This is a genomic window from Rhodococcus sp. BE178, assembly GCF_050433545.1.
GTDB lineage: Bacteria > Actinomycetota > Actinomycetes > Mycobacteriales > Mycobacteriaceae > Prescottella.
The window spans coordinates 89,181-104,849 of the sequence record NZ_JBNPXA010000005.1 but is presented as its reverse complement, the minus strand read 5'-3'; the positions used below and the strand labels follow the sequence as shown (position 1 = coordinate 104,849).

13 protein-coding genes are annotated in these 15,669 nt (G+C 64.3%); 6 read left to right on the top strand and 7 right to left on the bottom strand.

Annotated elements, in window-relative coordinates:
* The first annotated feature begins 273 nt into the window (after positions 1–273).
* Together J2X34_RS11565 and J2X34_RS11560 are read left to right on the top strand one after the other, a co-directional pair.
* Positions 274–1,152, top strand: a complete 879-nt coding sequence (locus tag J2X34_RS11565; protein WP_429517310.1) for a hypothetical protein — start codon at positions 274–276, stop codon at positions 1,150–1,152.
* Positions 1,153–1,369: 217 nt separating this feature from the next.
* Positions 1,370–1,903 carry a hypothetical protein gene (locus tag J2X34_RS11560; RefSeq protein WP_147283484.1) on the top strand — a complete coding sequence of 178 codons (534 nt, stop codon included), beginning with the start codon at positions 1,370–1,372 and terminating at the stop codon, positions 1,901–1,903.
* Positions 1,904–2,512: 609 nt separating this feature from the next.
* Here J2X34_RS11560 and J2X34_RS11555 read toward each other — a convergent pair.
* The gene (locus tag J2X34_RS11555; RefSeq protein ID WP_429517308.1) at positions 2,513–2,965 is read right to left on the bottom strand and encodes a hypothetical protein; all 453 of its coding nucleotides are present in this window, start codon (positions 2,963–2,965) and stop codon (positions 2,513–2,515) included.
* 752 nt (positions 2,966–3,717) lie between these two features.
* Between J2X34_RS11555 and vanR-O the strand changes: the two genes are divergently transcribed.
* Both vanR-O and vanS-O read left to right on the top strand, forming a co-directional pair.
* On the top strand, positions 3,718–4,410 hold the full coding sequence (gene vanR-O / locus J2X34_RS11550) for a vancomycin resistance response regulator transcription factor VanR-O (protein WP_077043363.1): 693 nt from the start codon (positions 3,718–3,720) through the stop codon (positions 4,408–4,410).
* Positions 4,411–4,465: 55 nt separating this feature from the next.
* Positions 4,466–5,503 (top strand): vancomycin resistance histidine kinase VanS-O, encoded by a 1,038-nt coding sequence (gene vanS-O / locus J2X34_RS11545; RefSeq protein WP_429517306.1) that lies wholly within the window; start codon positions 4,466–4,468, stop codon positions 5,501–5,503.
* Here vanS-O and J2X34_RS11540 read toward each other — a convergent pair.
* The 5 genes from J2X34_RS11540 to vanH are packed head-to-tail and all read right to left on the bottom strand — an operon-like array spanning position 5,436 to position 9,922.
* Positions 5,436–6,587 (bottom strand): UDP-N-acetylglucosamine--N-acetylmuramyl-(pentapeptide) pyrophosphoryl-undecaprenol N-acetylglucosamine transferase, encoded by a 1,152-nt coding sequence (locus tag J2X34_RS11540; RefSeq protein WP_114720055.1) that lies wholly within the window; start codon positions 6,585–6,587, stop codon positions 5,436–5,438. The genes vanS-O and J2X34_RS11540 overlap by 68 nt on opposite strands.
* Positions 6,587–7,195: a hypothetical protein gene (locus J2X34_RS11535; protein WP_429517303.1), complete on the bottom strand. Its 609-nt coding sequence runs from the start codon at positions 7,193–7,195 to the stop codon at positions 6,587–6,589. Before J2X34_RS11535 ends, J2X34_RS11540 begins: the two co-directional genes overlap by 1 nt.
* 32 nt (positions 7,196–7,227) lie before the next feature.
* The gene (locus tag J2X34_RS11530; RefSeq protein ID WP_063856778.1) at positions 7,228–7,836 is read right to left on the bottom strand and encodes a D-Ala-D-Ala dipeptidase VanX-O; all 609 of its coding nucleotides are present in this window, start codon (positions 7,834–7,836) and stop codon (positions 7,228–7,230) included.
* Complete coding sequence (gene vanO / locus J2X34_RS11525) at positions 7,833–8,873, bottom strand: D-alanine--(R)-lactate ligase VanO (protein WP_114720051.1); 1,041 nt, start codon at positions 8,871–8,873, stop codon at positions 7,833–7,835. The genes J2X34_RS11530 and vanO overlap by 4 nt, the downstream gene beginning before the upstream one ends.
* Positions 8,870–9,922 (bottom strand): D-lactate dehydrogenase VanH, encoded by a 1,053-nt coding sequence (vanH, locus tag J2X34_RS11520; RefSeq protein ID WP_429517301.1) that lies wholly within the window; start codon positions 9,920–9,922, stop codon positions 8,870–8,872. The genes vanO and vanH overlap by 4 nt, the downstream gene beginning before the upstream one ends.
* Before the next feature lie 180 nt (positions 9,923–10,102).
* Between vanH and J2X34_RS11515 the strand changes: the two genes are divergently transcribed.
* Positions 10,103–10,798 (top strand): TnsA-like heteromeric transposase endonuclease subunit, encoded by a 696-nt coding sequence (locus J2X34_RS11515; protein WP_429517299.1) that lies wholly within the window; start codon positions 10,103–10,105, stop codon positions 10,796–10,798.
* Positions 10,799–10,807: 9 nt separating this feature from the next.
* On the opposite strand, the gene J2X34_RS11510 is transcribed toward J2X34_RS11515, so the two are convergent.
* Positions 10,808–11,896: a hypothetical protein gene (locus J2X34_RS11510; protein ID WP_429517297.1), complete on the bottom strand. Its 1,089-nt coding sequence runs from the start codon at positions 11,894–11,896 to the stop codon at positions 10,808–10,810.
* 743 nt (positions 11,897–12,639) lie between these two features.
* On the opposite strand from J2X34_RS11510, the gene J2X34_RS11505 reads away from it, so the two are divergent.
* Entirely contained in the window at positions 12,640–14,697 is a 2,058-nt protein-coding gene (locus tag J2X34_RS11505) for a DUF6924 domain-containing protein (RefSeq protein WP_429517295.1), read from the top strand.
* The last annotated feature ends 972 nt before the right edge of the window (positions 14,698–15,669 follow it).

Below are 15,669 nucleotides of genomic sequence, written 5' to 3'. Positions count from 1 at the left end.
GCTGGCCACGGTGTTCAGCGGTCAACCACAGCCGCTGAGCCCGCCCCGACCGGTCAAGGGTCGGTAACAATCGACGACCGCACAACGACATTGGCGGTGTGTGACTCGCTCATGCGGTTAGCGTCACGCACACCAGGGGTGGTCCACTTGACCGAGGGGGAAGCATGGCTGTTGTGAAGAAGTGTGCCGTCGGCGTCGCAGCCGCGGTGGTCATCGCGGGGATCGGATCAGCGGGGGGCGACGGCAGCGGCGGATCCACTCGCCGATGCCGGCGTGGCCGTTCAGTCCTTCCTGCTCGACATCGGGGTACCGGTACCGGGGCAGACGGCATTCGCGTTTCCGACGGCCAACTACCTCGTCGGTGTCGCCGCCGAGAACGGTGCCGTCTACGTGGCGAACAACAGTGACACCGCCAAGGAAGTTCTCGTTCTTCCCGCCGGTGCCTCCACACCATCCGTTCTGCCGCTCGGCGAGCTCACCGACGTTCGGGCCGTCGCAGTCGAGAACGGGAACGTGTACGTCCTCGACCAGGGCCGGGTCCTCCTCCTTGCCGCCGGACAGTCGACGCCGACGGTTCTACCGTTCGCCGGGTTGCACCAGCCGCTGGGCATCGCGGTCGAGGACGGCAACGTCTACGTCGCAGACACGTTCAACCAGCGAGTCCTCGAACTGCCCGCGGGGGCGTCGACCCCGACCGAGCTACCGTTTCGCGGCCTCGACGGCGGGCCGGTCCAGATCGCGGTCGATGGCGGCGACGTCTACGCCAGCGACATGTACTCGAAGAGACTGTTCACGCTTCCGGCCGGAGCCCTGGAATCGACCGTCCTCCCGTACGGCGCTGAGAGCACGTTCACCGGTCTGACCGTCCGCGACGGTGACGTGTACTACGTCGACGAGTCGAATACGTACGAAGGCGGTTTCGGCTCTCTCGGCAAGCCCGGACCGGGCGGAACGGTCCGCAAAGTTCCCGCTGGCACCTCGACCCCAGTAACCCTGCCGTTCAGCGGCTTCCGTGGACTGAGCGGCATCGACCTCGACGGCGACCGCGTCTACATCGCCGACTCGGGACACAGGCAGATTCTGTCCCTGCCCGTGAACGCCACCGCGCCCCAGCCCGGGACCGGCAGCATCACCCTCCCGTTCGGAAGCTGACAACGGGGGACCTTCCTCGTCCAGGCCGTGAAGAGGGTCTTTTGTCGTGTACGCCAGTCGTCAACAGGACTCATCCGCAGAATCCGGTACGGCCCTCCTTCGGTAGAGGGTCAGTAATGAAGTCAGGCGACGTGACGAGACATCAGAGGGAGGAGCGGGGAGGGCGCTAGCGTCTCCCGCGGCCACTCAACGCCACAACACATGGGGGGAGATCATTATGAAGGCACGTGGATTGAGGCAGTTGCTCGCCGCGGCAGCCATTTCCGCAGCGGCGGTCGTGGGTGGGGCCGTGCCTGCAGCAGCCACACCGAACGCAGATCTGCTGGCGCCGATCACCTCTGCAGCAGCCAGCCTCGCCTCCGGCGACAGCGCCGCCCCACAAGGAATGACCACTCAGACACTGGTCGCTGCCCGCAACGCGGGATTCCCGATCTACGAGGCCATTCAAGAGGTGGCCGTCTACGCATCGAAGATGGGCACGACATACGCGACCGAGTACCGGCGCGTCTATGAAATCGACGCTCTGAACTCGCCGACAACGAAGTTCGTCGGGGTCGGCGCCACAGCGCCAGACCGCTTCGCCGTCGTCCACCAGGATGCGGAACCAATCGTGGTCAACGTGCGCCCACCTGCAACCCCACAGCCCTACCAAAGACTCACCTACGACGCGACGCCGCAAACGTGGTGGAACAGCCCGCTCGTCCGGCTTGCGAACGGCGGCCCCAGCGTCGGCATCGCACTCGTCCGCTAGCGGCCCTCCGTGCTGAACCAACCCGGTCGAGCCCATCGACCGGGGCGCTCTGGTGCTGGTCAGCTGAGGACTGACCTGTGATGTCGCACGGCCGGTGCGGAGTGTTCGTGTTTGCGCGAGGTGACGATGTGGATGGCGGAGTTGAGCGCGTCGGTTCGAGCGCGCGCCGCCACGCCATAGCCGGAAGCCGATGTTTGCGCCGATCGCAGGGCTGCCGGAGACCCGGAGGGGTGGCAGGAACCGGCACCGAGTGCCTGTGGCGGCCGCGATGGTGGTTTCTTGGGATTGCGGAAGGGTGACGGTGGAGACCGGGAGTATGTGTGGCCGCGATGATCTGGCATCGACTCGGACCAGGGCTGTGGGAAAGGACATTTTTGCGCGGAATTTCGTGGATAAGTGTCGTGGAAGATCTTGGAAATCCCAGGTGGCTCGGACAAGTAGATCCGGAACCTACATTGCCGCAGACACCGAATCTTGAGACAGAATTCGGACATGTTGAGATGTTGAGACAAGAACCTGGGGTTTTGTGATCCGATGAGACGGACGCATCCCGAATGACCAGCAGGTGAGGTTGTCTCCGGTCCAGTTGCGTTGGCTCGCTGATACCGGTTACGGCTGGCCGGGTGCGATCCCGAATGCCGCCCGGAGCTGGCCATGCAGTTCGCGTGCATCTTCCTGGTATGTAACCGAGGCGCCGTAGAGCGCCTCGAACGCGGCCTGCCTCGGGTCCGGCTTTGCGGCCGCGAAGATCGTGGGGAGCGCAAACGCGGGACGGCTGATCGGACCCATGTCGAACGGGTCGAACTCCCCGATGGAGTAGATCACGCCCTGTCTGTTACTCACACGGTCCGGCGCTTCTGGTCGGCACTCGACGTCGAAGTGTGCGGATGCTGTGGCCGGGTCGTCGAACGGCGATGGCAGTGGGTCACCGGCGTGCAGCGTCGCCAACGCGGGTGCGATCCAGGGTCGGTCGGCGAGGCCAGCGAACTTGTACGCCTTGGTGACGCACCATCGCGCGACCTCGCGTAGCCGGGTGTCGTCCATGTCGATGAGTGCGAGCACGAGGGCGCGGTCGTACTTGGCGAGGTGCTGTCCGCCGTCGTACTCAAGCAGTTCGGGGATTGGGTCACCGCCGCCCCATGCCCGACGTTCCCTCTCGGCGGACTCGGCTCAAAGTTCGGACGGTTTGACCGTGCGGCTGACGCTTCCTGGCCCGGACACCGTGATCCACTTCGGCTCATCCGATTCCACCGGCTCCACTGTGGGCTCGGGAGCGGGCTGTCCTCGGGGATCCCGTATCCGGGCATGTCCCACATCTGAGCCGGCTGCGGTGCGGTTCCATCGTTGGGCCGCAGCCGGATCCGCCACACATCGCCTGGATTAGTGGTTCGGGCCAGCCGTAGTTGACGAACCCACGGCCATTGACCTCTATCAGATAGCCACCTTCGGGGACCTCGCAGAAGACCTCGCCCGTGGTGGGGAGGCGATCAACTGTCGCGCCGTCGGGGAGGGCTCCGTCAGATTCAGTCATGTCGCCATCGGCATCGGTCCGCGTATCTCTGGTGCTACCTCAGACCCGCACTGCACCAGGTCCAGTCGTCCCCGATGGCGATGCCGACCGGTCTACGACGATCCCGACGGTCATAGCGAAGATGACGAGGACCAGGCCGACAAGGGTCGGTCTGGGAGTCCTGCTGGTCTTCGGTCGTGCTGCGGTCTGGCCCATACTGCTCGATCAAGACAATGCGCTGTTGCCAGCCCGAAGGCGATTTTTGATACGCCGGCGATATACGCGGCCGCCTAACATGGCGAGCATGCGTGTGTTGGTCGTCGAGGACGAGCGGTTCATGGCGGAAGCCATCCGCGATGGGCTGCGCCTGGAAGCGATCGCGGCCGACATCGCCGGTGATGGGGACACTGCCCTGGATCTGTTGGGCGTCAACGCCTACGACATCGCCGTCCTCGACCGTGATATCCCCGGCCCCTCCGGTGACGAGATCGCCCAGCGCATCGTCGCTTCCGGTGGCGGCATACCAATCCTGATGCTCACTGCCGCGGACCGGATGGACGACAAGGCCTCCGGGTTCGAGCTCGGTGCCGACGACTACCTCACCAAGCCGTTCGAGCTGCAGGAGCTCGTGCTCCGTCTCCGGGCCCTCGACCGCAGGCGCGCGCACAGCAGGCCGCCCGTGCGGGAGATCGCTGGTCTTCAGCTGGACCCGTTCCGTCGCGAGGTCTACCGGGACGGCCGGTACGTCGCGCTGACCCGGAAGCAGTTCGCGGTGCTCGAAGTTCTCGTCGCTGCCGAGGGCGGTGTGATCAGCGCCGAGGAGTTGCTGGAGCGGGCGTGGGACGAGAACGCCGATCCGTTCACGAATGCCGTGCGCATCACGGTCTCGACGTTGCGCAAGCGGCTCGGCGAACCGTGGCTGATCGCCACGGTGCCGGGGGTCGGGTACCGCATCGATACCGAACCGGACGCCAGAGGCGGGGGCGACGGTGGATAGAGCGCCTGGGTTGGGCGTTCGCCTCAAACTCACTCTCAGTTATGCCGGGTTCCTCATGCTCGCTGGTGTCTTGCTCCTTGCGGCGGTTTGGGTCTTCCTGCTGAGAGGGCGGTCCACGAATTTCCAATTCCCTGCTCGGGCCGACTTTGCCCGGGTCTTCGACCCGAGCAACTTCGGTCCCGTGGTGTTTGTCCCGGCAGCGATCTTGGCGCTCGGGTTCTTGCTGGTGTTCGGCCTTGTGGGTGGTTGGATTCTCGCGGGCCGAATGCTTGCCCCGTTGGCGCGCATTACGCGCGCCGCGCGGGAGGCGGGGAGTGGCTCGCTGTCGTACCGGATCGAACTGGAGGGACGCAACGACGAGTTCCGTGAACTTGCCGATGCCTTCGACGCCATGCTCGCACGGCTCGAAGCACGAGACGCCGCGCAGCAGCGATTCGCCGCCAACGCCTCCCACGAGTTGCGCACCCCGCTGGCGATCACACAAACCCTTCTCGATGTCGCCCGCAACGATCCGAACCGCGACGGCGGCGAGCTCGACGAACGCCTCCGCGCTGTCAACGCACGAGCGATCGAGCTCACCGAGGCATTGCTCCTGCTCAGCCGTACCGACCAACGGTCCTTCAGCCGAGAAGACGTCGATCTGTCGCTCATCGCGGAAGAAGCCGCCGAGACACTCCTCCCGTTCGCGGAGAAGCACGGCGTCAGCATCGAGACCTCCGGGGACATCGCGCCGGTCATCGGCTCACACGCACTCTTGCTGCAGTTGACTACGAACCTTCTGCACAATGCGATCGTCCACAATGTCCCCGAGCACGGCAGCGTGCAGATCAGCACCGCCATCGGCTCCGAGTCCGTCATGCTCACGGTCGAGAACACCGGCGACAAGCTCAGTCCACAGTTGGTCTCGACACTCACCGAGCCGTTTCAGCGCGGCACTGCTCGCACCCGCGGGGACGATGCGAGGGTGGGCCTTGGCCTGGCGATCGTCAAGAGCATCACTCAGGCACACGACGGATCCCTCACGCTCAGCCCCCGAGCTGCCGGCGGGCTCTCCGTCGCAGTGCGACTGCCCGCCGCTCAGCGACGACCGTAAGCACGTGCCGGGCCAGCAGCGAACCCACGTCGGGTGCGCCGGCTGCCAACGCATGAGCCGACATCACCGCTCTCCGCTCGGTATCGGCGAGCAGCGGGATCAGAGTGGTTTCGATCCATCCTGCGTTGAGATCGGCATCGTCGACGATCACTGCCCCGCCGGCAGCAACGACCGCCTCGGCGTTCAAGCGCTGCTCACCGCCGCGCAGCGGCAGCGGCACATAGGCGGCCGGTAAGCCGACAGCGGCGAGTTCGGCGCACGTCATCGCCCCCGAGCGGCAGATCGCGAAGTCGGCTGCGGCGTAGGCGTACTGCATCTCATCGACGTACGGGACGACGACGTAGGGCGGGTCGCCGGGGTCGCCGTCGGGCGGCTCGACCATGCGCTGTGGCCCGGTGATGTGCAGCACCTGCACGCCGGCCGCCCGCAACGCTGTTACAGCGCCGGCCACGGCGGCGTTGATCGCTTGAGCTCCCTGCGAACCGCCAGTGACCATCAGTACCGGCTCGTCCAGGCGCAGGCCGAACCGTTGCCGAGCCGCCTCGCGCAGCGCGGCCCGGTCGAGCCTGGTGATCGCCGGCCGCAGCGGGATGCCGATCGCGCTGGCGTGAGCCAGGTGGACACGGGGCGCGGCGGTAAATACGTGGGTCGTCATCCGGGCCGCCAGTCGGTTCGCCACTCCAGGCCGGGCATTCGCCTCATGGACGACGATCGGCATTCCCCGCTGGCGTGCGGCAAGATAAGCGGGCATGGCCACGTAGCCCCCGAAGCCCACCACGACCTCGGCCCGCACGCGGTCGAGTACGGCTCCGGTCGCCCGGACGGAGTCGCGCAGTCTGCCCGGCGTGTGCAGCAGGTCGCGGCTCAGCTTGCGCGGCAGTGGCACGGGCGGGATAAGTTCGAGCGAATAGCCGCGGGCAGGGATGAGCGTGGTGTCCAGGCCACGGACAGTGCCGAGCGCGGTGATCTCGGCCGTGGGCTCCAGCAGGCTCAGCGCGTCGGCGAAGTTCATTGCGGGCTCTATGTGCCCGGCCGAATGGCCGCCCGCGACAACGACGCGCGGTGCGGGTTCGCCAGCCAGCATCACGATGCCCCTCTGACCAAGATTCCTCGGTTGGCATGAAACCGCTCGAACACATGCATGGGCAGCGATGCAGAGTCTGAATTGTGGGAGTAGCCCGACGGGTTATGAAACCGCACCACTCCATCATCGACTGCATAGATCAGCACAAGATGGCCTCCTCGTCGCGGCTCGTAGGTGTTGGGATCGCGAATCTCGGGTGATACCGAAGCGATCATGACCTGCCCGGGCCGCAGCTCTCGGGCCGATACCTGAATCGGGGTGTGCTCGACCAGTTGGCAGTCGAATCCGAATTGTGTGCTGACCCACGCCATGAATGGCCTGTAGAGCAGGCCGTGGACCTTGCCCGAAGGCTCCACCACATAGCAACCGCACTCGACGGCCAGCGCAAGGAGTTCGCCCATCGACAGTCGAACGTCAGTCCAGCCGTGGAGCAGCGACTGGAGACACGCCAAGCCGCAGACCTTGCGGGACCAGAACAGGTACTCCTCGCTCGAGGGGTATCCGTCGGAGGCCCAGTCGTACAGTTTCGATGGATCGGTGTGTCGCAAGAAGACCTCCAGCCCCGATGGGCCGGTGCGCCGCATCACGACCTCGTCGTTGTTCGCCAAACGCCCCCACTGCGAGACACAATGGAGACCCATCACGTGATCGGAAAGTCGAAGTAGACATCTGGATATGGTTCGCGTTTCAGCGTGTAGTGCCACCACTCGCAGTCGTACCGATCAAATCCGCAGTCCTCCATGATGGAACGAAGAAGCTCACGATTCTTGGACTCGATTGGCTTGATTCCTCGTGCTCGATGATGTGAGATCGGGTCCATGAGGTCGTGGTCGCCACCCATAGGAGCAAGTTCACCGGTCGCAAGGTGATAGAGCGTCAGGTCAACGGCGCCGCCCCTACTGTGGCCCGACTGGGTTGCCACGTATCCTTTTTCGAGCATCTCGGGTCTGTCGATATTGGGATAGTGCCGCTGCTTCGTCTGGCCATCCTCCGGCTGTTCTGACCAGCGTAGGAAGCTGTCGACGGCGCGTCGAGGACGGTAGCCGTCCCAGAGAAGCAATCCGAAGCCGAGGGAAGCTGCCTTCTCGCGTGCTTGCTCGAGGGCCGCGCACAAAGCCCGGGTGCCGACGATTCGATTCGCGAGGTAGCCGTCTACCGGTTTGCCGGTGAAGTTGTCCCACGTGGCGTACTTGGCATCCCAGCGGACTCCGGGCACCCAGTCGTCGACGTAGACGAAGTCGTCGTTCATCGCTTCTTCCCGTGCATTGTCATCGAGATGAGCCGGTCGATCATGTCGGAGATCGGCAGTCCCGCGGCGGCCATCATCCGCGGGTACCGGCTGTACGACGTCATGCCGGGCATGGTGTTGACCTCGTTGAGGACCACCCGTCCGTCGTCGGTGAGGAACATGTCAACGCGGGCAAGTCCCTTGCAGCCCAGGGTGCGGTAGATGGCCTTGGCGGTCTCTTGGACGAGCCGGCGCGATTCGTCGGAGATGTCGGCGGGAACGATGAACGTCGAGTTCTCCGATCCGGTTTCGGGTGAGTCCTCCTGGTGGATCCTGAAGAATCCGTGCGAGAGGTCGACGCGGTCCACCTCCCCAGTGATCAGGCCGAATAGTTCACCCATGACCGCGCAGCCGATCTCGCTGCCGGCCACGGCTTCTTCGATCAGGACCTTCGAGTCGTACTGTCGCGCCGCGCTCAGCGCGTTCGGCAGCTCGTCTTCTCGGGTGACCTTGCTGACGCCGAAAGATGAACCCGAACGGGCCGGCTTCACGAAGACCGGATAGCGAAGGTGATCGGCGTCGACCTTCTCGTTCTCCGCGACAACCCAAAAGCTCGGCGTGGCGATTCCCGCGCTCTTGGCCACGATGTAGGCCAGGGCCTTGTCCATGCACACAGCCGAGCCCTGGATGTCGCAGCCGACGTAGGGGATGCCGGCGAGCTCCAACAGACCTTGGATCGCGCCGTCTTCGCCGAGCTTGCCGTGAAGTACGGGGAAGACGAGGTCGAGGCGCACGGTTTCGTAGCCCCCCTGCTCCATGACCAGCAGGCCGTGCACACTTCGATCGGGTGACAGCACGGCGGGACGGGCGCTGCGATTCTCCCAATCCGCGTCGGGGCCGTCACAGAGCTTCCACTCGCCGCCGGTCGTGATGCCGATCCAGAACGGTTCGTACTTCTCCGTGTCGAGATTTCTTGCCACCTCTCGCGCCGACTTGATGGAGACGGGATGTTCTTCGGAAGCCCCTCCGAAGATGACCCCGACCTTCAATCTGCTCATGCTGTTCTCCCACTTTCAAAGTTGAGGCAGTTGACGAGGCTGTTTTCGACGGTGTCGTTCAGGGCGTGGTCTGTGTAGTAGGCGGAGTGCGGACTGATCAGCACATTCGGCAGGCGCTGTAGCCGCACCAGGGCCTTGTTCTCGATGAGCTTTTTCCTGCAGTCGGCGTAGAAGATCCCTTCCTCTCCTTCGACGACATCGAGCGCCGCGCCGCCCAACCGGCCGCTCTCCAATGCGGAGAGGAGGGCCTCGGTATCGAGCAGCGGTCCGCGACCCGTGTTGATGATGTACGCGCCGTGCTTCATCTGGTCGATGCGTTGGCGATCGAGGAGATGGTGTGTGTCCGCGGTGAGTGGAGTGTGGAGCGTGACAATGTCGCTCTGCCGCAACAGTTCATCGAGCGGAACGTAGTCGGCGGAGGCGTGAGGCCCGCTGTCATGTGCCAGCACTTGGCAGCCAAATCCCCGCAGCCGGTCGATGACTGCTGTGCCGATGCGCCCTGTTCCGATCACCCCGACGGTCAAGTCGCGCAGCTCCCTGCCGCGCGTGTCATTCAGCCGGTAATCATGCGTATCGGCGCGGCGGACAATTGATTTCGCGTGGCGTACGGTCATCAGCATCAACATCAGTGTGTAGTCGCCCACGCTGTCGGGCGAGTAGTCGACGTTGCCGACCGAGATGCCGATGCTCGCCGCGAATTCCACGTCGATGTGGTTGTACCCGACGCTTCTGGTGGAGATGTACTCCACTCCGACTCGGCTCAGCGCCAGCAGCGTGGAATTGTCGATCTGCGTCTTGTGGCTCACGCTGATGCATCGGTTGCCACGCGCCAGTTCAGCGTTGGTTTCACTGACCGCTTCCTCGGTGATGCTTGGCGTTATCCCGAGGCGGGGTCCCATCTCGCGGAACAAAACGGCTTCGTCGTGACCGCATCCGAAAACTCTGACCCCAGTGGTCGGGACGGCCGAGGGTGACGAATCGTCGAGCGCTCGGACGCGTCGCTCCGCGATCACTTCGCTGTCGATCAAACCCAGGTCTCTGTAGGACATGCCGAAAGTCAAGACAACGCGGTGTTGCCAGCGCGTATGCAATTTTCGATATGCGGACGATATGCCGCCCGTGGGGTTGCGTTCGGAAGCGGCATGCGCGGAACGAAACAGCGGCAAGATGTCCGCGCCGGCGCCGTAGCCTGAAGAAGCTCGCGCTCACGAGTTACGCTCACGAGTTATGTGAGCGCGGCGGCGACCTCGTCAAGGCGGGCCCCGCGGGAGGCCTTGACGAGCACTACGTCTGCGCGGGCTGCGGCGTACTCCCCGACGGAGCCTCTTCTGTCTGTTGTCGACCTGCAGCGAAGATTAGCGAAACGCGACGCTACTTTAGCGAGCCGATCTACCGAATCGCTGCCTTCGACCGCTTTCTCGACCACCACGGGTGGGCACCTCGCGCTCGAGTCCGGGCTTGAGCACGATTTGCTGCGCAGACTCGATCGGCTGTCTTCGATCACCTGGCTGGTTGCGCAACCGGTTGAGCTGCGCTGGACGGAGCCGCGCAAGTTCCGTCACGTGCCGGACCTGTTGTCTACCGATGCTGATGGCGCCGTAACCCTGTGGGATGTGCGGAATCCGCGGCGGCTGGATGAAAAGTTCACCTTGCAGGCGGACAAAACCCGCTCGGCGTGTGCGGCTGTCGGATGGCGATACGAGATCTTCACGGGTCTTGGGGAGGTCGAACGACTCAATCTGTTTTGGCTGCACGGATATCGAAGAAGGCCGAAGTGGCAGGCCTCGTTGAGGTGCCCGAACCGGCGAGACCCATCCAGGCTCGCCCGGCTCGACGACGACCGCGAACATCACAGTCGTCAGCTCGGCGCCGCTACAGCGACGAGCCCCGCAGGCCCGGACGCGGTCCTGCGGGGCTCATGGTGACACTAGATGTCAGTTGTTGGTGATGACGAAGCCGCTGCCGACGTCATTGCGCGAGTTCAGGTTGTCGAGGATGTTCTTGGCGGACGTGGAGCTGTACGGCGACACAAGTCCGGGAACCGCACCGAATGTGATTCCGACCCACTTGCCGGTGCCGTTCATAACAACAGGCCCGCCGGAATCGCCGTTCTTATTGGCGGCGTAGGAACGGATGATGCCGTTGTTGACCGCGCCTACCGCCCCTCGATTAACCCCGACCGAGAAGATGTCGGGGGTGCGGTCAGAGCGTGCGCCGTAGTTTTCGATCCAGGTGGAAGTATTGAGCCCGATGGCAATCGGAGGCAGGGCAGGAGCCCCGCCGGCACCGCTGTAGATCGAATTGACCTTGAAGAGACCCCCGCCTGACTGGCGAGCGGCATTGCCGTCCTTGTCCCTCACCTGACTCGACAGCTGGACCTCGGGGGCGAACTCGATGACCATGTAGTCGGTGGTTGTCTCCAGGTTCTGCTCGCCGTTCTTCAGGAGACCATTCGCATCTACCCAACGGACCCATCCGATGGGGTTCACCTGTGGCTTATTGTTCTTCTGCGCATACTTGACGGCATTGAAGTCGTAGACGGGGTGATCGTTGTTCGTAACGGATGTGCCGGGTTTGACACCGGGGTATTTGGGGTAGTCCGGATTGACGCAGGCCGCCTGGCTGGTGCACGGTTCCAGGTTCGCGTCTTGTCCGGGCTTTTTGAGCTGTCCAGGATTCGCGGGGTCCGGTACCAGTTGCGCTTCGTTGCAGTGACCTGCGGTGATTCCGATCTTTCGGCCTGCCGAATCGGTTCCGACGACGCCGAGCGTGCAGTACTTACCGTAGTATTTCAACGCGGTATCTGTGGGAGATCTGGGACTCATGTCGCCGGTGAAATCGATGAACATGCCGGGATACGCGATGGGGACCGAGCTGACTGTGGCCGGATCGTACGGCTGGTAATCCCGTGGACTTGCGTCTGTGCCGACCGCCGCGGCGGTGTTGGTCGTCGTGGCGGTGAGCCCCACGGTCATGGCCAGGGCGGCGAACGCTCCCGCGAGTAGTCGGGTGGTGCGCTTCATACGAAGATGTCCTGTCTGTGGAGGAGCAATGCCGCATGACCGTACCGGCCGGTCCGCTTTGTGGCGGCCGATTTGAGAAACCGCTCGCCCACCGCTCTCGCTGCGGCGCCGGTCCGGTGCACGGCGGCGCGTAGGTGACGGCGCCCGCTTCCCACCCGACGAGGCAGTGGCCCGGGCTGAGCGGATGCCCGTTCGGGCAGCGATCCGGCGAGCGATGTTGCTGACCGGCGTTCGCAACGGCCGTTCGCTCCTGGCCCGAGCCGTCTCACCACCTGCTGTCGGTGGGAAGCGGGAGCCGCTCGTTCTGCCTCCCCCGGATTCGACGGCGTCGGCCGCGATCGCGGCGGTGCTTCGCGCAGGGCAGGTGCCACTCGTCCTGTCGTTGAGCAGAAGATCCAGGGCCTCGACCAGGCTGGCGCCCAAGCAGAGTCGGCCAGGTTCTGCGGAACCGGGTGCACGGTCTCGCCCCCCTCGAGGGCGATGCGCACGACTACCTCCGGGAGTCCCAGCGAGCGGATGCGGGCAGCGTGCTCCTCGGACCGAAGGTGCGGCAGATCATCGCTCCTGTAGCTCGAAGGTCGCCCTGTAGCGTGCAGGACGGACGCCAGTAAACGACGAAGAATACCGTCGGGTACGTTCCGATCATGACGCCGACGTGGGAACGGGTCCGAGGCTCGAACTACGGCACGATGGGACGGACCGCTCGCGGAACGGTCCACCGGCCAGACGGATCTCGGGAACGCGTGTGGCACGCGCCTGAGGAAGCTTGGCGCTACGAGAATGATTCCGGTGAGCCCACTTTCATCGAGAACACCACCGACAGATGGTCGCGCGACGAGGACGGCACGATGGTCCACGCCGTCAAGTCCCCCGACACCATGTACGCAACCATGGGGACTGGCTCGCCGTCCCTTCTTCTACGCGCCTACGACGTGTTTCCTGCCAAGACAACTCGCGGGTTCGACGACCAACGATTCGTCGGACCGAGTGCACCCAGAGCAGTCCGCGTTCGTGGCCGCGACGGCTGGGAGGTGAGCGCCCTCGACCAGCATGCGAACGAAACGGTCACCTATGTGTTCGACGCGGAACTCGGTATCGCTGTGCGGTGGCAGCGAGGCGAGGACTGGATGGAGCTCGAAAACCCGAGTCTGGACGACGCATTCGAGCCTACGTTGTTCACATGGACAGGCCCGTCACGCCCGGCCGAGGATGACATCGCGAGATTCCATCGCGAGCACGAGGAACGTCAGCGCGTCCTGGCCGGGATTCCTCAGGCGCTTCCGACGTGGCTGCCGATGACGACAAACGTGCAGCCTCAATCCGGCGATGCTCGCGCCGGCGAACTGAGTCTGTCGATCAGCGGGTATACGCCACAGTTCACACTGCGCCGATGGGTGACAGCGATCGGCGAACCGAAAGCCGAGTGGCCGAACGATTCGACACCGGAACGCTACCGCCAGTCCATCGGTGACTGGACATACGAAATCCGCAGCTACCAGGAGATCAACCGGGACGACTGTGTTCGGATCGTGGACTCGATCGTTCCAGTCGACCCACCTGATCGCGATCCCGCTGATATCACGGCCGAACTAGCCATCGAGGAGCACGATCGCCGCGAAGCGGAGGTGCTCGCCACTCTCGGAACGGGACGAGTCCTTGCCGACCATCTCGAGGACGAGTCACTGCTCATCCGTACAGATTTCAGCGACGACGCCGCCTGGCGGGACATTGCCGTAGCAGCAATGGCTCCGGTACCGCAGGAAGGCGACACCGAATTCGCCGCCTACCTCACCTGCATCGACAATCCGGAGTACGACGGGTTGACCGTCGACGGACTTCTCGAGGCAATCGGCGAACCGCCGCCCTACTACGTGTTTCTCGTCGACGCCGAGACGGTGAAGAACCCCGAGATGCCCATCGTCGCCGTCTACACCGGGCCCGACGAACCGGAACGGCCTCGTGGAAGAACCTTCCGCGTCATTCCCTCGGAGATGTGTGGCGTGGAGAACAACCTGTCGATCGCGAACATGGACTTCGAATCCTTCGCGGACAGCGTCGACGAGGACGGAGTGTTTCGTGGATTCCCGGAACCCGTCCGTCCCATCGAGGAAGTGACCACACGCGAGATCGCGCACTGGATCGCAGACGATCTGGATACCGACGCCCTCAGGGAGTTCCACGCCCAGATCGCCGGGCGGAAGTATCGCTACCCGGTGTCACTGTTCGAGGTCGAACTGGCCGAGGTTCATGCTCACACCCGCGACGCCGAACATGGAACGCACGCTGAACTTCTCGGCTACGACGAGTTCCTGGGCGCGACCTCGAGCGGGGGACCAGCGCTGCGCGGTACCGTGCCGACACACAACGGCTACTGGACGTTCGTCATCGACCGTGGCTCCCATCGACCGATCGCGGCATACCGCATCACGTTCGCACCCTACGTCCCCCCAGCACCACAGGACGGAGTGCCGCAACCGATGAAGCTCGAGGTGCCGTTCGTATGTACTGAACCGGTATCTTTCTCGCTGCTGACCGATGACGACGACCTGATCGACCGAGGCGTCGTACAGCGAGCCATTCTGGCCGAAGCTGCGCGGCTGCATCCCGACGCCGGCATCGTGGGCGGCGAACCAGTCCTCCAGCGGATCCCCCGACTCCTGGGCTTCAACATCGGATGCCACGTTCAAATCGACGGCCGGCCGGTGTTCTATGTGGCCATCGTCATCGACATCGACGACAAGTTCCTCGTCCGGGAGGTGCCACCCGAGGGGCTGCGGGTAGTCGGCCCAGGCGAAGTCTGAACGATGACCACGGCCCAGACACCAGCCGATGCGCCTCGCGCTTTGCGGCCCGGGCCGCAGCCGGTCCTGAACCGTCGCACACCGTCCTGACAGGCCATCGTCAAACAGGACAGCGCCCGGTGGCAGGTAAATCGGGTTCGAGGATTCGGGTGAACCAGTTTCGGCCAGGAGTTTTGGGCCGGTTCCGGCAGATCGGTTCGGGCCAGCCGCCTCCGGCGGCCGGAATCGATCGCTTTCGGGCTTCCTCTGGTCCGAGGGACTGCTCCGCGGTCGAGAGGACGTGAGGAGTATGAGGCGGGTTCCTGAGACACATCGCGAAAGCCGCTACGAAGTCAGTCGGTTCGGGCGTCTCCGAACCTGGTGAGTGGAGACCAGCGCGTCCTCCCGGGCCCGCGGGGCAGTCGTCTACGGAACGTAGACGGCTGCGACGCCCGGTGTGATGATCGTGCTGCCATCGATTACCACGGCGACGACAACCTGCCCGGTCCCGGTCGGCAGGACCGCTGCCGGGCGTCCGTCCAAGCCGCCCGACATCTGGGCGGAGCCGGAGGCTCCACTAGACAGATTCAGCCAGTGCACGTTTGACGGAAGTAGACATCCCCACCGGCCCTCCTTCGGGCCGGTGATCGTCACCGTCCCGGGCTGTTCGCCGACCACGGCCACGCAGCGAAACGCGGGTACGTCGAAGCTGCCGTTCGGGTTCCCGAACGGCGCCGGGTCGATCTGGAACGGAACGGTGGCCGCGGCGGAGGCGACGGCCGCCGGCCAGAACCGAACCGGCCACGATGGCCGCGCAGGCGACCGATCGGCGAACGAAATCGATCACGGCGACCTCCAAGAACAATCGGGGCCAGGTCTCGTCACTCTATTACTCGCCGCCGTGTTGCACCGTTCGAGCAGATGGAACGCACCTACACCCGGCAGCGCAACCCCAGGCGGCCCAAGAATCTAGCTGAAATTACGACCCAGACC

Bases quoted from the DNA above. Each gene is read 5' to 3' on its own strand.
- vanS-O (WP_429517306.1), top strand. From the start codon at position 4,466: ATGCTCGCTGGTGTCTTGCTCCTTGCGGCGGTTTGGGTCTTCCTGCTG.
- J2X34_RS11540 (WP_114720055.1), bottom strand. From the start codon at position 6,587: ATGCTGGCTGGCGAACCCGCACCGCGCGTCGTTGTCGCGGGCGGCCAT.
- vanO (WP_114720051.1), bottom strand. From the start codon at position 8,873: ATGAGCAGATTGAAGGTCGGGGTCATCTTCGGAGGGGCTTCCGAAGAA.
- vanR-O (WP_077043363.1), top strand. From the start codon at position 3,718: ATGCGTGTGTTGGTCGTCGAGGACGAGCGGTTCATGGCGGAAGCCATC.
- J2X34_RS11510 (WP_429517297.1), bottom strand. From the start codon at position 11,896: ATGAAGCGCACCACCCGACTACTCGCGGGAGCGTTCGCCGCCCTGGCC.
- J2X34_RS11560 (WP_147283484.1), top strand. From the start codon at position 1,370: ATGAAGGCACGTGGATTGAGGCAGTTGCTCGCCGCGGCAGCCATTTCC.
- J2X34_RS11530 (WP_063856778.1), bottom strand. From the start codon at position 7,836: ATGAACGACGACTTCGTCTACGTCGACGACTGGGTGCCCGGAGTCCGC.
- vanH (WP_429517301.1), bottom strand. From the start codon at position 9,922: ATGTCCTACAGAGACCTGGGTTTGATCGACAGCGAAGTGATCGCGGAG.